This window comes from Streptomyces sp. NPDC057280 (genome assembly GCF_042668605.1).
Taxonomy (GTDB): domain Bacteria; phylum Actinomycetota; class Actinomycetes; order Streptomycetales; family Streptomycetaceae; genus Streptomyces.
In genome coordinates this window covers 285,623-300,836 of record NZ_JBHUYR010000007.1, presented here as the reverse complement: position 1 = coordinate 300,836, position 15,214 = coordinate 285,623, and the positions used below count along the sequence as shown (strand labels likewise).

Below are 15,214 nucleotides of genomic sequence, written 5' to 3'. Positions count from 1 at the left end.
GGGCCGGGCGGCTCAGGTCTGGGCCATGTCCACGAAGCGTGAGTAGTGGCCCTGGAAGGCGACCGTGATCGTCGCCGTCGGGCCGTTACGGTGCTTGCCCACGATGATGTCCGCCTCGCCCGCGCGCGGCGACTCCTTCTCGTAGGCGTCCTCGCGGTGCAGCAGGATGACCATGTCGGCGTCCTGCTCAATGGAGCCGGACTCACGCAGATCGGACACCTGGGGCTTCTTGTCCGTGCGCTGCTCGGGGCCACGGTTCAGCTGCGAGAGCGCGATCACCGGGACCTCCAGCTCCTTGGCCAGCAGCTTGAGGTTTCGCGACATGTCCGAGACCTCCTGCTGACGGCTCTCGGAGCGCTTGCCGGACTGCATCAGCTGGAGATAGTCGATGATCACGAGCTTGATGTCGTTGCGCTGCTTGAGCCGACGGCACTTCGCACGGATCTCCATCATCGACAGGTTCGGGGAGTCGTCGATGTAGAGCGGCGCCGCCGAGACCTCCGGCATCCGGCGCGCCAGACGCGTCCAGTCCTCGTCCGTCATGGTGCCGGACCGCATGTGGTGCAGGGCCACCCGCGCCTCGGCCGACAGCAGACGCATCGCGATCTCGTTGCGCCCCATTTCGAGGGAGAAGATGACGCTCGGCAGGTTGTTCTTGATGGACGCCGCCCGGGCGAAGTCGAGCGCGAGCGTGGACTTACCCATGGCGGGACGGGCCGCGATGACGATCATCTGGCCGGGGTGCAGCCCGTTGGTGAGCGAGTCGAGGTCCGTGAAGCCGGTCGGCACACCCGTCATCTCACCGGTGCGGGAGCCGATCGCCTCGATCTCGTCGAGCGCGCCCTCCATGATGTCGCCGAGCGGGAGGTAGTCCTCGCTGGTGCGCTGCTCGGTGACCGCGTAGATCTCGGCCTGGGCGCGGTTGACGATCTCGTCGACGTCGTCGTCGGCCGCGTATCCCATCTGGGTGATGCGCGTGCCGGCCTCCACCAGCCGTCGCAGCACCGCTCGTTCATGGACGATCTCCGCGTAGTACTCGGCGTTCGCCGCCGTCGGGACCGTCTGTACGAGGGTGTGCAGATACGATGCGCCGCCGACCTTGTTGATCTCGCCGCGCTTGGTCAGCTCGGCGGCGATCGTGATGGGGTCGGCCGGCTCGCCCTTGGCGTAGACGTCGAGGATCGCCTGGAAGATCGTCTCGTGGGCCGGCTTGTAGAAGTCGTGGCCCTTGATGACCTCGACGACGTCGGCGATGGCGTCCTTCGACAGGAGCATGCCGCCGAGCACGGACTGCTCCGCGTCGAGATCCTGCGGTGGCACACGCTCGAACGACGAGCCCCCACCGTCCCATTCACCGTTCTCCCGGCCGCGGTCGTGCTGCTCGTCGCGGCCCCGGCCTGCGTCGCCGCGTCGGCGCGAGGCAGGCAGGCGATCACTGGGACCGCTGTCGGCCCACGGATCGTCCAAGGGCTCGGAAATGCTCACCGAGCCACCTCCTCCCGTCCGCCGAGCGGACCTCGCCGTGCCTCTCTTTCTACGGCACGGCACTGACAAATAAGAGGCCCAACTCCGTTTGCGGCGCGTCGGTTTTGTGATGGTTTTCGGGCCGACGGACGGAGCGGGCGCCGGACCACGGTAGGCCTGTCGGCACCGTCAGCCAATCTGGTTATCCACAGGCCATGTGGACGACGGCCCCGATGCTGTGGAGAACTCGGCGAAACCTGTGCACGACCCGGTGGACAGGCCTGTGAACAAGCTCGCCCTCCTCTCGAAGGAACCGCCCTGACCTGCACACTTCCCGTCCACCGGCTGTGCAGAAGAAAAACTTTCTCAGTCGGACCAAGATCAGGCCTCGCGACGTCCACAAGCGCGCGGCACAAGACTTCGAGTAAGGGTCACTAATCAATTGCATCTATTACCTGTGGACGATTAGATTGATGCTCATGACACACGCTCCCGCGACCTCGCGCGCCGCACGTCGACAGCACGACCGAGAGATCGTCGCACTGGCCGTTCCGGCCTTCGGCGCGCTTGTCGCCGAGCCCCTCTTCGTCATGGCGGACAGCGCGATCGTGGGTCACCTCGGCACCGCACAACTCGCCGGTCTGGGCGTCGCCTCGGCCCTCCTGACGACCGCGGTCAGCGTGTTCGTCTTCCTCGCCTACGCCACCACCGCGGCCGTCGCCCGGCGGGTCGGCGCCGACGACCTTCAGGCCGCCATCCGCCAGGGCATGGACGGCATCTGGCTCGCCCTCCTGCTCGGCGCCGCGGTCATCGCCGTCGTGCTGCCCACGGCACCCGCCCTGGTGGAGCTCTTCGGCGCCTCGGACACCGCCGCCCCCTACGCGACCACCTATCTGCGGATCTCGTCCCTCGGCATCCCGGCGATGCTCATCGTCCTCGCCGCCACAGGCGTCCTGCGCGGCCTGCAGGACACGAAGACGCCGCTGTACGTCGCCATCGGCGGCTTCGTCACCAACGCCGCCCTCAACGCAGTCCTCGTCTACGGAGCCGACCTCGGCATCGCCGGCTCCGCCTGGGGCACCGTGATCGCCCAGTGCGGCATGGCCGCCGTCTATCTGGCCGTGGTCGTACGCGGGGCGCGTGCCCATGGGGCCTCCCTGCGTCCTGACGCGGCAGGCATCAGGGCCTCGGCCCAGGCCGGTGTCCCCCTTCTCGTCCGCACCCTCTCACTCCGCGCGATCCTGATGATCGCCACGGCGGTGGCGGCCCGCCTCGGCGACGCGGACATCGCGGCACACCAGATCATCCTGTCCCTGTGGAGCCTGCTCGCCTTCGCCCTGGACGCGATCGCCATCGCGGGGCAGGCCATCATCGGCCGCTATCTCGGTGCGGGCGATGCGCAGGGCGCCCGCGAGGCCTGCCGCCGCATGGTGCAGTGGGGCATCGCGGTCGGAGTCATCCTCGGCCTGGCGGTCGTGGTGACCCGGCCCGCGTTCCTACCGCTGTTCAGCAGCGACTCCGCCGTGAAGGACGCCGCCCTGCCGGCCTTGCTCGTCGTGGCACTCTCACAACCGATCTGCGGGATCGTCTTCGTCTTGGACGGTGTGCTGATGGGGGCGGGCGACGGCCCGTATCTGGCCTGGGCGATGGTGCTGACCCTGGCCGTCTTCACCCCCGTGGCGCTGCTCGTCCCGACACTCGGCGGAGGTCTCACCGCCCTGTGGGGAGCCATGACGCTGATGATGGCGGTCCGCATGCTGACGCTGTGGATGCGCGCCCGGTCGGGACGCTGGATCGTCACGGGAGCCACCCGCTGACGTTTCACATGAAACATGCTCGAGCGGGGTGCCGGGTTCTGCGGTGTTTCACGTGAAACGTCGCGGGCGAACGTGTTTCACGTGAAACAGCCAAGCAAGAGGGGCCGTACCCGATGCGGGTACGGCCCCTCTCACGACTACTCAAACCGAGCGCAGCGATCAGGCCGCGACGACCTCGATGTTGACCTTGGCGGCAACCTCGGGGTGCAGACGCACGGACGTCTCGTGGGCGCCCAGGGTCTTGATGGGCGAGCCCAGCTCGATGCGGCGCTTGTCGACCTCGGGGCCACCGGAAGCCTTGATCGCGGAGGCGATGTCGGCGGGGGTGACGGAACCGAAGAGACGACCGGCGTCGCCGGAGCGAACGGCCAGACGGACCTTGACGGCCTCGAGCTGGCCCTTGATCTGGTTGGCCTGCTCGATGGTCTGGATCTCGTGGATCTTGCGAGCGCGACGGATCTGCTCGACGTCCTTCTCGCCACCCTTGGTCCAGCGGATAGCGAACTTCCGCGGGATCAGGTAGTTGCGAGCGTAGCCGTCCTTGACGTCGACGACGTCGCCGGCGGCACCGAGGCCGGAGACCTCGTGGGTGAGGATGATCTTCATTTGTCGGTCACCCTTCCCTTAGCGCGCGGTGGACGTGTAGGGCAGCAGCGCCATCTCACGGCTGTTCTTGACGGCCGTGGCGACGTCACGCTGGTGCTGCGTGCAGTTGCCGGTCACGCGGCGGGCACGGATCTTGCCGCGGTCGGAAATGAACTTCCGCAGCATGTTCGTGTCCTTGTAGTCCACGTACGTGACCTTGTCCTTGCAGAAAGCGCAGACCTTCTTCTTAGGCTTGCGCACAGGCGGCTTCGCCATGGTGTTTCTCCTGTGTGATCAAGAAGTTTGGGTACGACCCGCCCTCGACCGATCAAGCCCGGGAACCGGGCCCGAAGGTCTAGAAGGGGGGCTCGTCCGAGTAGCCGCCGCCACCGCCGCCGCCGGAGTTTCCACCCCAGCCGCCACCGCCGCCGCCCTGCTGGCCACCGGCGGGAGCGCCGGTCGCCCACGGGTCGTCGGCAGGAGCGCCGCCGCCCTGCTGGCCGCCGCCGGAGTTTCCACCCCAGCCGCCGCCACCCTGGCCGCCACCGCCGCCGTAACCACCCTGGCCACCGCGGCCGGCACCGCCGGCGGTCTTGGTGACCTTGGCCGTGGCGTTCCGCAGGCTGGCGCCGACTTCCTCGACGTCCAGCTCGTAGACCGTGCGCTTGACGCCCTCACGGTCCTCGTAGGACCGCTGCTTCAGCCGGCCCTGCACGATGACGCGCATGCCTCGCTGGAGCGACTCGGCGACGTTCTCCGCCGCCTGACGCCAGACCGAGCAGGTCAGGAACAGGCTCTCGCCGTCCTTCCACTCGTTGGTCTGACGGTCGAAGGTGCGGGGGGTGGACGCGACACGGAACTTCGCGACCGCCGCACCGGAAGGGGTGAAGCGCAGCTCGGGGTCGTCGACAAGATTGCCGACGACCGTGATGACGGTCTCGCCTGCCATGGGGGAACCTCTCGGCGGGTTTGCTGCTGGCTGCTTTGTGGTGCTGCTACTCGAATCCCGAGATCAGCTGAGCGGGAGAGCTCAGTGGGTCTCGGGGCGGAGGACCTTGGTCCGGAGGACCGACTCGTTCAGGTTCATCTGGCGGTCGAGCTCCTTGACGACCGCAGGCTCGGCCTGCAGGTCGATGACCGAGTAGATGCCCTCGGGCTTCTTCTTGATCTCGTACGAGAGACGACGACGGCCCCAGGTGTCGACCTTCTCGACCTTGCCGTTGCCCTCACGGACGACGGAGAGGAAGTTCTCGATCAGGGGGGCGACAGCGCGCTCCTCCAGATCGGGGTCGAGGATGACCATCACCTCGTAGTGACGCATGTGGAACCCACCTCCTTTGGACTCAGCGGCCACGGTCGTTCCGTGGCAGGAGGGTTGTGATGCGTACGCAACGGTATCGGCCGCCACTGACAATCGGGGCTTCCTCGCGGTAGTCCCGGTCGTGGCATGGGCAGACACCAGTGCAGACGGTACAGACTACCCGCACACCGGCTTCCGGTTGAAATCCGGCCGCCGACGGCGACAATCTGTACACATCGGGTGTGTATGGCGCTACGATGCGCCGCCTTCCGCAGGAGGTGCCCTATGGCACAGGCAATGCGACCCAACACCGTCGGAGGCCTCTTCGCCACGGACGGAAAACCCCACCCCCTCCAGGACACGCTGCTCGCGGTGACCCTGGTGCTGGGCATCACGGCGTTCGTCACGGCGATGTTCCACAACCTGCACCTGCTCAGCTCCTGGACCGGCCTGGTCGGGATCTGCACCGGCGCGTACGGCCAGTGGATCTCGGAGACGACCCGTGAGCGCTTCGGACTGATCCTCGGTCTCGGCGCCTCGGCGGTCGGCTTCTTCCTCGGCATGGCCCACGGCGGTCTGTTCGGCGGAGTGATCAGCTGACGCCAGGGGCACCGCCCTCTTCACATCACCCAAAGCACCACGGAACACCTCGGCGGCCCTTCGAGCCGGGGCGCAGGTTCCGTACGCCCAGACGGGGCGCTCGCAAGGCGCAGTAGGCTTCGGCGCGAGAGCCGGAGCCCCTGTACCCATGGGGACACACCAGCCCGAGGAGCGCCCCGAATGAGCCTGACCCTGAGGACGATCAGCCGCGAGCAGCATCTGGCGTACATCCAGAGCCTGCCGTCGGCGAGCCACATGCAGGTTCCGGCCTGGGCAGACGTCAAGGCGGAGTGGCGCTCGGAGAACCTCGGCTGGTTCGACGACAAGACTGGCGAGATGGTCGGTGCGGGCCTCGTCCTCTACCGCCAGCTGCCCAAGATCAAGCGCTATCTCGCCTATCTGCCCGAGGGCCCGGTCATCAACTGGTTCGCGCCGAATCTGACCGACTGGCTGGAACCGATGCTCGCCCACCTCAAGCACCAGGGCGCTTTCTCCGTGAAGATGGGCCCGCCGGTGATCATCCGGCGCTGGGAGGCTCCCTCCATCAAGGCGGGCATCCAGAACCCGGACGTGAAGCGGCTGCGCGACATCGAGGCCGACTTCATCGAGCCGCGCGCCTTCGAGGTCGCCGACAAGCTCCGCCGGATGGGCTGGCAGCAGGGTGAGGACGGCGGCGCCGGCTTCGGTGACGTCCAGCCGCGGTACGTCTACCAGGTACCGCTGGCGAACCGGTCCCTGGAAGAGGTCCACAAGAACTTCAACCAGCTGTGGCGCCGCAACATCAAGAAGGCCGAGAAGGCCGGAGTCGAGGTCGTCCAGGGCGGCTACCACGACCTCGAGGAGTGGCAGCGGCTCTACGAGATCACGGCTGTGCGCGACCACTTCCGGCCCCGCCCGCTGTCGTACTTCCAGCGCATGTGGACGGCCCTCAACACCGAGGACCCCAACCGCATGCGGCTCTACTTCGCCCGCCACAACGGCGTGAACCTGTCGGCGGCGACGATGCTGATCGTCGGCGGGCACGTCTGGTACTCCTACGGCGCCTCCGACAACATCGGCCGTGAGGTCCGGCCCTCGAACGCGATGCAGTGGCGGATGCTGCGCGACGCCTACGCGCTCGGCGCCACCGTCTACGACCTGCGCGGCATCTCCGACTCGCTGGACGAGACCGACCACCTCTTCGGTCTGATCCAGTTCAAGGTCGGCACCGGCGGTCAGGCCGCCGAGTACCTCGGCGAGTGGGATTTCCCGCTCAACAAGCTGCTCCACAAGGCGCTCGACATCTACATGTCGCGTCGCTGAGCCGCCACAATTCGCTTTCATACCTCTGATACACCGCAGCCACGAGAAAGGTTCCAGGTCCGGCCATGGCGCTCACGCTCTACGTCGACACCGCGCGCTGGCGTGCGCACCACAAGCACGTGCAGGACCAGTTCCCAGGGCTCGTCCCGGTCTGCAAGGGCAACGGCTACGGCTTCGGGCACGAGCGGCTGGCGGAGGAGGCCACGCGGCTCGGCTCGGACGTCCTCGCCGTCGGCACGACGTACGAGGCCGCGCGCATCAAGGACTGGTTCGGCGGTGACCTGCTGGTGCTGACGCCGTACCGGCGCGGCGAGGAGCCCGTCCCGCTGCCCGACCGCGTCATCCGCTCGGTGTCGTCGATCGACGGGGTCTACGGCCTCGTCGGTGCACGAGTGGTCATCGAGGTGATGTCCTCGATGAAGCGGCACGGCATCAGCGAGCAGGACCTGCCGCAGCTGCACGCCGCCATAGAGAACGTCCGCCTGGAGGGCTTCGCCATCCACCTGCCGCTGGACCGCACCGACGGCTCGGACGCCGTCGAGGAGGTCATCGGCTGGATGGACCGCCTGCGCGCGGCCCGGCTGCCGCTGCACACCATGTTCGTCAGCCACCTCAAGGCCGAGGATCTCGCCCGGCTCCAGCAGCAGTTCCCGCAGACCCGCTTCCGCGCGCGGATCGGCACGCGGTTGTGGCTGGGGGACCACGAGGCCACCGAGTACCGCGGGGCCGTCCTGGACGTCACGCGCGTGGTCAAGGGCGACCGCTTCGGCTACCGGCAGCAGAAGGCCGCCTCGGACGGCTTCCTGGTCGTCGTGGCGGGCGGTACATCGCACGGGGTGGGCCTGGAGGCCCCGAAGGCCCTGCACGGCGTCATGCCGCGCGCCAAGGGCGTCGCCCGCGCGGGCCTGGCCACGGTGAACCGGAACCTTTCTCCGTTCGTCTGGGGCGGCAAGCAGCGCTGGTTCGCCGAGCCGCCGCACATGCAGGTGTCGATCCTGTTCGTGCCCTCCGACGCCCCCGAGCCGAAGGTCGGCGAAGAGCTGGTGGCCCATCTGCGGCACACCACCACGCAGTTCGACCGGATCGTCGACCGCTGAGGGTCGTACGGCCACCTGAGAAGCCGTAAGCAGACAGCCGAAAGGCCGTACACGGACTGCCCGTGTACGGCCTTCGCTTGGTTCTGCCGGGGGGCATCAACCCCCGTTCGCTCAGAGCGAACTACCCCCGGAAGGGGAGTCTCCGCGCTCGCCCCACTCGACCTGCGGGCCCGCGAAGTGGGCCGCGTGCCGCGGGGGATGGGCGGCGGGGCCGAGCACGAACACGTCCTCCGCCCCGTCGAGCACACCGCCCGAGGGGTCGTCGTCGCCCGCTCGTCGTACGACGTCCCGCTCCGGCATGAGGATGTCGCGTACGACGACGACGCACAGGTACAGCGTGCCCAGCAAATGCAGGCCGATGGCCCAGTGGTAGCCCTCCTGGGGCAGACCCTTGTGGGCGTCCGCGCTGGTCGTGTACGCGAGGTACATCCAGATGCCCAGGAAGTACGCCACCTCGCACGCCTGCCAGATCAGGAAGTCCCGCCACTTGGGCCGGGCCAGCACCGCCAGCGGGACCAGCCACAGGACGTACTGCGGCGAGTAGACCTTGTTGGTGAGGATGAAGGCCGCGACGATCAGGAAGGCCAGCTGGGCGAAGCGCGGTCGGCGCGGGGCGGTCAGGGTGAGCGCGGCGATGCCGACGCAGCACAGCAGGACCAGCAGCGTGGCGAGCGTGTTCACGGTGTCGGTGGTCAGCGGGTCGGACGAGTTCTGGGCGAGGATCAGCCAGAAGGACCCGAAGTCGACGCCCCGCTCCTGGCTGAACTCGTAGAACTTCGCCCAGCCGTCCCAGGCGAGCAGCATCACCGGAAGGTTCACGACGAGCCAGGCGACCGCGGCACCGCCGAACGCCTTCCCGAAGTCCCGCCACTTGCCGGCGCGCCAGCACAGTACGAACAGCGGGCCGAGCAGGAAGACGGGGTAGAGCTTGGCGGCCGTGGCGAGGCCCAGCAGGACGCCGAACGCCAGCGAACGGCCCCGGGACCACATCAGCATCGCGGCGGCCGTCAGGGAGACCGCCAGGAGGTCCCAGTTGATGGTGGCCGTCAGCGCGAAAGCGGGCGCCAGGGCGACCAGCAGACCGTCCCAGGGGCGCCGGGCGTGCGTACGGGTCACACAGACGGCGATGACGGCCGCGCAGGCCATCAGCATCCCGGCGTTGACCATCCAGTACCACTGCTCCTGGTCCTGGATGCTGCCGCTGCCCGGCGTGAGCCAGGCGGCCACCTCCATGAACACACCGGTCAGCACCGGGTATTCGAGGTACTCCATGTCGCCGTTGAGCTTGTCGAAGTACGGCACGAGCCCGTCGGCGAAGCCGCGCCCCGCATAGAGGTGCGGGATGTCCGAGTAGCAGGCGTGCGTGTACTGCGAGCTGGCGCCGAAGAACCAGCCGCCGTTGTAGCAGGGCGCCTTCTGGATCAGGCCGAGGGCGAACATGCCGATCGCCACGAGCGCGATGACCCGCACGGGGGTCCACCAGGACGTCCCGAGCAGTGCGAGCCGCCCGATGGGGCCCCCGATCAGCTCACTGCCGGTCGTGGCGACCTCGTCCTCTTTGGTCGGCCGCACCGTTCGCTCGTCGCGCACGCTCGTCATGGGGGTCATCCTGCCGTACGTGGCTGTGTGGGCGCACGACCGGAAAACCCGCGGCGCCTCCCGCCCGGGGCCGTCGGTCACGGGCCAGGATCACTTGACATCGTGGATCTCCGACGAGTTCCCTCAGGGGGGAGCCAGACTCACAGCGCCCCCTGGGGAAACTATGACCAACGACGGCATCCAGTGGCTGCCAGACGTCTTCAAACTGGGTTTTTCCGTTACATTCGCACGTGCACTGACAAAGAATGAACTGGTGACGCGCATGGGTGGCGACCCACGTTCCGTTTCTCCTCTCACCCGTGTCAAGGCCGAGCAGCTGGAGCTCGGGGACCGCGATGCCGGACCGGTCGTCCGCTTCGGCGAATCCGGGGACTGGGTCTTCGGAGTGGAGAGCTGGGGAAGCCACGGCGGCAGGAGCGCCGTCGTCTGCAGGGTTTCCGCCGGCACTGAAGCCGTTGTCGTGGCCATCACGGCGAAGGCGACCAAAATGCTGACCTACGCGCGCGATGGGAACGTCGTCTGCCGCTTCGACGCGGACACGCCTCATATCCGGTCGGGAACCGACCGCGACTTCCTGCTGCCTCATATGGAGCGCGTCGGTCTGATGTCGCTGGAGACCGAGGACGTGAACACCCGACTGGCCATGCTGGCCGTCGCCGAGCAGGCCTTCGGTCTCGCCCTCCCGCGGAGTCCTGTCGAGAAGGGCGAGCTGATCGGTACCAGGGTCACCGTCTGAACGCCGGTCAGCCTGAGCATGAAAGGCGATTGAGTACCGGCCGAAGCAAGCCGGGGCAGGGCAGGGCTGCCCCGGCTCAGCCTCGGCTAAGGCAGCCGAATCTCACAGAGGGTGTTCGTCCCGCAGTCCGCGAACCCTGGTGTCTCCACCCAGTAGGGATCACCGTCCAGCAGACGGGCTTCCTGCGTGAACCGTCCGAGGTCGCCGCCAGCGCCCTCGTTCTGCTCGCTCGGAATGTTCCCTCGCCCGCAGGGCTCGTCCCAAGTCGGCGGACCGACCCTGTCGTCGTCGCGCAGAACCCAACGCCCGTTGTCAGTGAACGCGTAGAACTGCGCGCACTGGTCCCCCGTCAGACCGGAGATCTGGCCCCCACTCTCCCGCGACGCGGCGAAGGGGTACTCGTCGCACGAGGCATCGGGTGTGTCGGGATGGGGATCGAACTTGGCGCTCACGTTCTGGCACATACGACGCCGGTTGCCGTCCTGGGCGGAGGTGTCTTCCAGACGGTGCAGCGGCCTGTTGTCCGCCTTACTGCCCGGGTGAGTCCTGAGCTTCGTCTTGAGCACCCAGTACAGGGCGCTTGCGGCCGGGTACTTCTCCGTGTTCACGGTGAAGGACGGGACGTACGCAGGGAACACGCATCCGCGATAGGAGCCCACCTTCGCGTCGCACCGGATGTCGAAGTCCTCGTCCTGGATCCATACCGTCGACTGGTTGGCCGCGTCGGGCGAGGAGCCGGTGATGAGCCAGTCGACCGTCATGGCGTCGGAGGTGGAGCCGGTCCACTCGTGGGTGAAGAGGGCCTCCGTAGTGTGCTGGTCCCCCTGCGTCCACGTAGTGGAACCGTTGAAGAGCGGCGGGTCGGACGTGCATGCCGGGTAGCAGTCCGTGAGCCACTGGAGGGAGACGGCTTTGATCCCGGGATCCATCCGTACCGGAATGATCTTCAGGACTTCCCGGATCAGATCGTCGTCCGGATAGAGTTTGATCTGCCGCTGCATGGCCCAGTGGACCTCACCGATCGGTTCCCCATCGCCGTCGATGAAAGTCGCGATGAGGGGGCTGCTGTCCTGCATGCACCCCTCGAACCGGTTGAACGAGTTGTGCACGCGGTTCTTGCACCACGGGACCAGATCGAGCTCGGTCGTACCGACGCTGGAGGTCTCCTGCGTGAAGGGGGATCTACCCGAACTCGGCTTGCCGAATCCGAGGCACATCCGAACGCCCTTCTGTGACGGAACGGACGTGCATTTGCTCGGCGGAGTTCCTTGCTGCCGTGCCAGGGCGGTCGGACCTGCGTGCGGTGTCTCCTCGACCTCCTGCTGGGTGTAGTCGATGTTCGGGGCGTTGGGGTTCGCGGCAGGCAGAGAGAGTTCGGTGCCGTTGACCGCGTAGTCGCCCGGATGAACGGCCACGGCATCGAAGGCGATGTCCTGATCGCCAGTCCCGTCCGGTGTGATCGTCGTCAGCCGAACCTTGGGTACGCCGCTGAATCGGAACGCTCCGAGGGAGACCCAACGGTTGCTTGAGCCGACCTGGGAGACGGTCCGCCGACTGGTCCACCGTCCGTTGTCGACCTCGTACTGTGCGTACTTCGTCTGTGCCCCGTGATCGGGGATGTGGACCCATACCTTCGCCGTGCTGTTCAGCGACTTGTTGAGGGTCCAGGTGCCCGTGATCTTCAGGCGCTGGCCCTTGGCGTCGTCGGCCCGGGTGTGGCCGAACCAGAAGTGCCCGCCGAAGCCGGCCCCCAGCTGATGCAGGTCGACCTTGGCCGGGTACACGGTCTCGACCCCGTTGTTCGCGAAGCCGAGGGTGAAGGTGCCGGAGTTCGTCCAGGAGTTGGTGCACCCCGCACGGACCACGGGCGTTCCCGCGGGAACGTCGTCGACGATCAGGGCGCCGTCCGGGAGGCCGCTGGTGGTGCAGCTGGGCGGATAGGCGGTGCCGTCGGGCTCCTCCGGCGACGTGTCGCCGAAGCGGACGAACTCGTATCCGCAGGTGTCGACGCAGTCGCTCTTCCAGGTCACCGGCTTGTTCCACCAGCACTTGAGGTCGTCGCGGCCACAGGGGCCGCTGGACGCGGTGTCGTTGGAGGCGCCGTCGGAGATCCGGCTCGGGTTGCAGCTGTTGGAGGAGTCGCAGAACGCGTCCTCGGGGGCCTTCAGGTGGGCGCGGTTGTAGAGCGCGCTGCCCTTGACGGTGACGGCCGAGTTGGTGCCGTTCCAGGTGGCGGGGCGGAAGGCGGGGACCAGTGTGCCGGGGGATTCCAGGAAGGAGGGCGGGTGTGCGGCGAAGCCGAGGACCTTCTCCTGGTAGGGCCAGTTCTGCGGACGGGCGGCGGCGCTGGCGTCCTCGCCGCCGGCCGCGTTCTCCATGAAGGGCAGCCGTCCGGCGTCCCACTCGGGGTTGGCGGGGTTGTTGGCCCAGCCGAGCCCCCACGGTGAGCCGTCACCGGCGTTGACGTGGAAGCCGGAGTTGTAGGACCACAGGGCGAAGTACCAGTTCTCCGGGCGACCGGTGGTGCCGTGGTTGGCGATCATGCCCGCCGCGCGCGTCTCGTTCCACTTGGAGACGAGGGTCTGCAGGCCCGCAGCGATGTTCGCGGTGTAGTCCAGGGCCGCGGCACGTTGCTTCTCGTACGGCCAGGCCTCGCCGCCGTGGCCGTCCTCACGACCGGCCATCCGCATGTGGTCGGTGATCTGCGTGATGCCGTACCCGCAGTCCGCCTTGGCGAAGTTGATGTCCCAGTCGTTGCTGGTGTTGCCGTCGTAGAGGTCGATGCCGTAGTAGTTGCCGATCAGCGGGTTGGCGGTGACACCGGGGACGGCCTCGCGGCCCGCCTGCCACATGTTCGACTCCTGGGTGGTCACGCCGAGCATGACCTGCGCCATGGCACGGCCGCCGCCCTCCAGCGCCGGGTTCAGGAAGAGGGTCTGCGGCTGGTAGGCCGGCATCCCGAGGTTCTTCCAGTTGGCCGGGCGCGAGATGTGCGTGTTCAGCAGTCCCTTGACCGCCATGTCCACGGCCCACTCCACCTGGCGCGGCTTGGGCTGCATCGCCTGGTTGTGGGGGTCGTTGCGGGGCACGGAGCAGGTGCGTTCCGCCTCGACGGGGTCGTTCGGATCACCGGCGGCGGCCGCCTCCGATGTCCTGGCTCCGTCTCCGGATCCGGTCGACAGCCCCGGCGACACGGCACGGTCCTGGCCCGCGGGTGCCAACACCTGCCGGGCCGGGTCGACGGTGAACGAGGCCTTGCGGCCGGTGGCGCGCGTGGTCAGGGACAGCTTCACCGTACGAGCCCTGGTGGCCTCGCCGGGCTGCAGCAGCGTGCCCTTGCCGTCGGCCCACTCCGTGTGGGTCAGGACGGCCTCGCCGCGTGTGGAGACGGTGACGTCCTTCGGGGTGGCCGCCAACCACCGTACCGACGACGGCAGGTGGCCGGCCTTCACCGACTGCCTCGTGGTGCCGGTCACGTACACGGTCCCGGCGCTGCGCGTCAGTCCCGTCTCGGTGGCACGTCCCTGGGCCAGTACCGCCGCACGCGTCCGGCGTGCGTCCGGATGGGCCAGGGCGGCAGCGCCGACGCGCTTGACCTTGGATATGAGGCCCCGCTTGTCGAGGAAGGTGAGCCCGCCCCGGCCGTCCGGGCTGAGCCGGTAGGGCACCCCGTCCGTCCGGACCAGGGCCTTGCGGCCGCCGTCCGCCGTCACGCGTACGACCTCCGCTCCCGAGGCCGCGGCTATGGAACCGTCCGCCACGGGCACCGCGGACGTGTACTGCCCCTTGAGTGTGATCGCCTTGCCGAGCTTGCCCGTAGACGTGTTCAGCTTGATCAGCCGAGTGCCGCCCAGGTCATCGCCACCGGACTGGGTGAGGACGGCTGTTTCCCCCGTGCCGCAGCCCGGGTTGTAGTACGACAGCGAGGCCTTGAGCCCCAGTTTCCTGACTCGGCCGCTTGTCAGGTCGACGATCGCCGTGAAGCCGCCTCGAGCCATCAACTGCGGCTTGTTGGTGAACGTACGCGGCGCGTAGACCACGACCGCCCGCCGGCCCGAGCCGGTGACGCACACGTTGCCGATCCAGGCGTCCGCGTCGACCCCGGGTTCGGACAGCGACGCGGCCGTGCGCCAGGTGTAGCCGTCCTTCTTCCAGGCGGTGAGGAGATGGAAGCCGTCGGCGTCCCCGGACGTGGTCCACGCCAGGTCGTCCGACTTCTTCCAGTTCTTGCCCAGCAGCTCGGAACGCCTGTCCGCCGGTACCGAGAACGGGGTGTGCCCGCTGTCCGCGGCGTCGGCCGCAGGGGCAAGTGTCCGGTCGGACGCCATGGCGGGCGGTTGTATCAACCCCGCCAAGGCCGCGATGGCCGCCACGGCGACCGCGGCGGCCATCCTGCGTCTTCTATGTGTCAACGCAACTCCCTCGAAGGTGGATTGCTGCGCAGTTCACACTCGGCCGCCGATTCCGAATGATGCGGTTAATTCCACTTCATTCGCCCCAAAGGGAACGGAACGACGTTCACCGAGTGAACCCAGCAAAGGCGAATCATCGACATGACACCATGAGGGAACTCCCGAAAACACAGATATCGTTGGCGTATTTGCGCCCAGTCGCCAGGAATACGAACGAGGAAGCAAGCAAATCCACCGGAAGCCGGAAAAATACCCAGATCCGGGCCCGGAAAAACCGAATGACATGGCGCAATTACGCCAAA

12 protein-coding genes are annotated in these 15,214 nt (G+C 67.6%); 5 read left to right on the top strand and 7 right to left on the bottom strand.

The genetic code is table 11. The annotated features are described in order from the left end of the window. Nucleotides 1–12 precede the first annotated feature (12 nt). Nucleotides 13–1,485 (bottom strand): replicative DNA helicase, encoded by a 1,473-nt coding sequence (dnaB, locus tag ACFUO4_RS33710; protein ID WP_383491941.1) that lies wholly within the window; start codon nucleotides 1,483–1,485, stop codon nucleotides 13–15. Between the two features lie 458 nt (nucleotides 1,486–1,943). On the opposite strand from dnaB, the gene ACFUO4_RS33705 reads away from it, so the two are divergent. Then, complete coding sequence (locus ACFUO4_RS33705; RefSeq protein ID WP_383491939.1) at nucleotides 1,944–3,281, top strand: MATE family efflux transporter; 1,338 nt, start codon at nucleotides 1,944–1,946, stop codon at nucleotides 3,279–3,281. Nucleotides 3,282–3,440: 159 nt separating this feature from the next. Here the strand turns inward: ACFUO4_RS33705 and rplI are convergent, their stop codons facing one another. The 4 genes from rplI to rpsF form a co-directional block, all read right to left on the bottom strand. Beyond that, nucleotides 3,441–3,887, bottom strand: a complete 447-nt coding sequence (gene rplI, locus ACFUO4_RS33700; protein ID WP_059194386.1) for a 50S ribosomal protein L9 — start codon at nucleotides 3,885–3,887, stop codon at nucleotides 3,441–3,443. A gap of 18 nt (nucleotides 3,888–3,905) precedes the next feature. Next, nucleotides 3,906–4,142, bottom strand: a complete 237-nt coding sequence (gene rpsR, locus ACFUO4_RS33695) for a 30S ribosomal protein S18 (protein WP_003949403.1) — start codon at nucleotides 4,140–4,142, stop codon at nucleotides 3,906–3,908. 79 nt (nucleotides 4,143–4,221) lie between these two features. After that, nucleotides 4,222–4,815 (bottom strand): single-stranded DNA-binding protein, encoded by a 594-nt coding sequence (locus ACFUO4_RS33690; RefSeq protein WP_194078746.1) that lies wholly within the window; start codon nucleotides 4,813–4,815, stop codon nucleotides 4,222–4,224. 81 nt (nucleotides 4,816–4,896) lie between these two features. After that, nucleotides 4,897–5,187 (bottom strand): 30S ribosomal protein S6, encoded by a 291-nt coding sequence (rpsF, locus tag ACFUO4_RS33685; protein ID WP_005482942.1) that lies wholly within the window; start codon nucleotides 5,185–5,187, stop codon nucleotides 4,897–4,899. Between the two features lie 264 nt (nucleotides 5,188–5,451). Here rpsF and ACFUO4_RS33680 point away from each other — a divergent pair, with 264 nt between their 5' ends. The 3 genes from ACFUO4_RS33680 (at nucleotide 5,452) to ACFUO4_RS33670 (ending at nucleotide 8,165) form a co-directional block, all read left to right on the top strand. Next, on the top strand, nucleotides 5,452–5,766 hold the full coding sequence (locus ACFUO4_RS33680) for a hypothetical protein (RefSeq protein ID WP_079307524.1): 315 nt from the start codon (nucleotides 5,452–5,454) through the stop codon (nucleotides 5,764–5,766). A 180-nt stretch (nucleotides 5,767–5,946) separates the two neighbouring features. Then, nucleotides 5,947–7,068: a peptidoglycan bridge formation glycyltransferase FemX gene (gene femX, locus ACFUO4_RS33675; protein ID WP_059194383.1), complete on the top strand. Its 1,122-nt coding sequence runs from the start codon at nucleotides 5,947–5,949 to the stop codon at nucleotides 7,066–7,068. 65 nt (nucleotides 7,069–7,133) lie between these two features. Continuing rightward, the gene (locus ACFUO4_RS33670; protein WP_059194382.1) at nucleotides 7,134–8,165 is read left to right on the top strand and encodes an alanine racemase; all 1,032 of its coding nucleotides are present in this window, start codon (nucleotides 7,134–7,136) and stop codon (nucleotides 8,163–8,165) included. 111 nt (nucleotides 8,166–8,276) lie between these two features. On the opposite strand, the gene ACFUO4_RS33665 is transcribed toward ACFUO4_RS33670, so the two are convergent. Beyond that, the gene (locus ACFUO4_RS33665) at nucleotides 8,277–9,773 is read right to left on the bottom strand and encodes a glycosyltransferase family 87 protein (RefSeq protein ID WP_383491936.1); all 1,497 of its coding nucleotides are present in this window, start codon (nucleotides 9,771–9,773) and stop codon (nucleotides 8,277–8,279) included. Nucleotides 9,774–9,927: 154 nt separating this feature from the next. Here ACFUO4_RS33665 and ACFUO4_RS33660 point away from each other — a divergent pair, with 154 nt between their 5' ends. Beyond that, entirely contained in the window at nucleotides 9,928–10,500 is a 573-nt protein-coding gene (locus tag ACFUO4_RS33660) for a DUF6461 domain-containing protein (protein WP_383491934.1), read from the top strand. Between the two features lie 86 nt (nucleotides 10,501–10,586). Here ACFUO4_RS33660 and ACFUO4_RS33655 read toward each other — a convergent pair whose 3' ends face one another. Further along, complete coding sequence (locus ACFUO4_RS33655; protein WP_383491932.1) at nucleotides 10,587–14,891, bottom strand: hypothetical protein; 4,305 nt, start codon at nucleotides 14,889–14,891, stop codon at nucleotides 10,587–10,589. Nucleotides 14,892–15,214 lie beyond the last annotated feature (323 nt).

Excerpts from the sequence above, each read along its gene's own strand:
- ACFUO4_RS33680 (WP_079307524.1), top strand. The coding sequence starts at position 5,452 with ATGGCACAGGCAATGCGACCCAACACCGTCGGAGGCCTCTTCGCCACG.
- rpsR (WP_003949403.1), bottom strand. The coding sequence starts at position 4,142 with ATGGCGAAGCCGCCTGTGCGCAAGCCTAAGAAGAAGGTCTGCGCTTTC.
- ACFUO4_RS33665 (WP_383491936.1), bottom strand. The coding sequence starts at position 9,773 with ATGACCCCCATGACGAGCGTGCGCGACGAGCGAACGGTGCGGCCGACC.
- rplI (WP_059194386.1), bottom strand. The coding sequence starts at position 3,887 with ATGAAGATCATCCTCACCCACGAGGTCTCCGGCCTCGGTGCCGCCGGC.
- ACFUO4_RS33670 (WP_059194382.1), top strand. The coding sequence starts at position 7,134 with ATGGCGCTCACGCTCTACGTCGACACCGCGCGCTGGCGTGCGCACCAC.
- ACFUO4_RS33705 (WP_383491939.1), top strand. The coding sequence starts at position 1,944 with ATGACACACGCTCCCGCGACCTCGCGCGCCGCACGTCGACAGCACGAC.
- femX (WP_059194383.1), top strand. The coding sequence starts at position 5,947 with ATGAGCCTGACCCTGAGGACGATCAGCCGCGAGCAGCATCTGGCGTAC.
- ACFUO4_RS33655 (WP_383491932.1), bottom strand. The coding sequence starts at position 14,891 with ATGGCCGCCGCGGTCGCCGTGGCGGCCATCGCGGCCTTGGCGGGGTTG.
- ACFUO4_RS33690 (WP_194078746.1), bottom strand. The coding sequence starts at position 4,815 with ATGGCAGGCGAGACCGTCATCACGGTCGTCGGCAATCTTGTCGACGAC.
- rpsF (WP_005482942.1), bottom strand. The coding sequence starts at position 5,187 with ATGCGTCACTACGAGGTGATGGTCATCCTCGACCCCGATCTGGAGGAG.
- ACFUO4_RS33660 (WP_383491934.1), top strand. The coding sequence starts at position 9,928 with ATGACCAACGACGGCATCCAGTGGCTGCCAGACGTCTTCAAACTGGGT.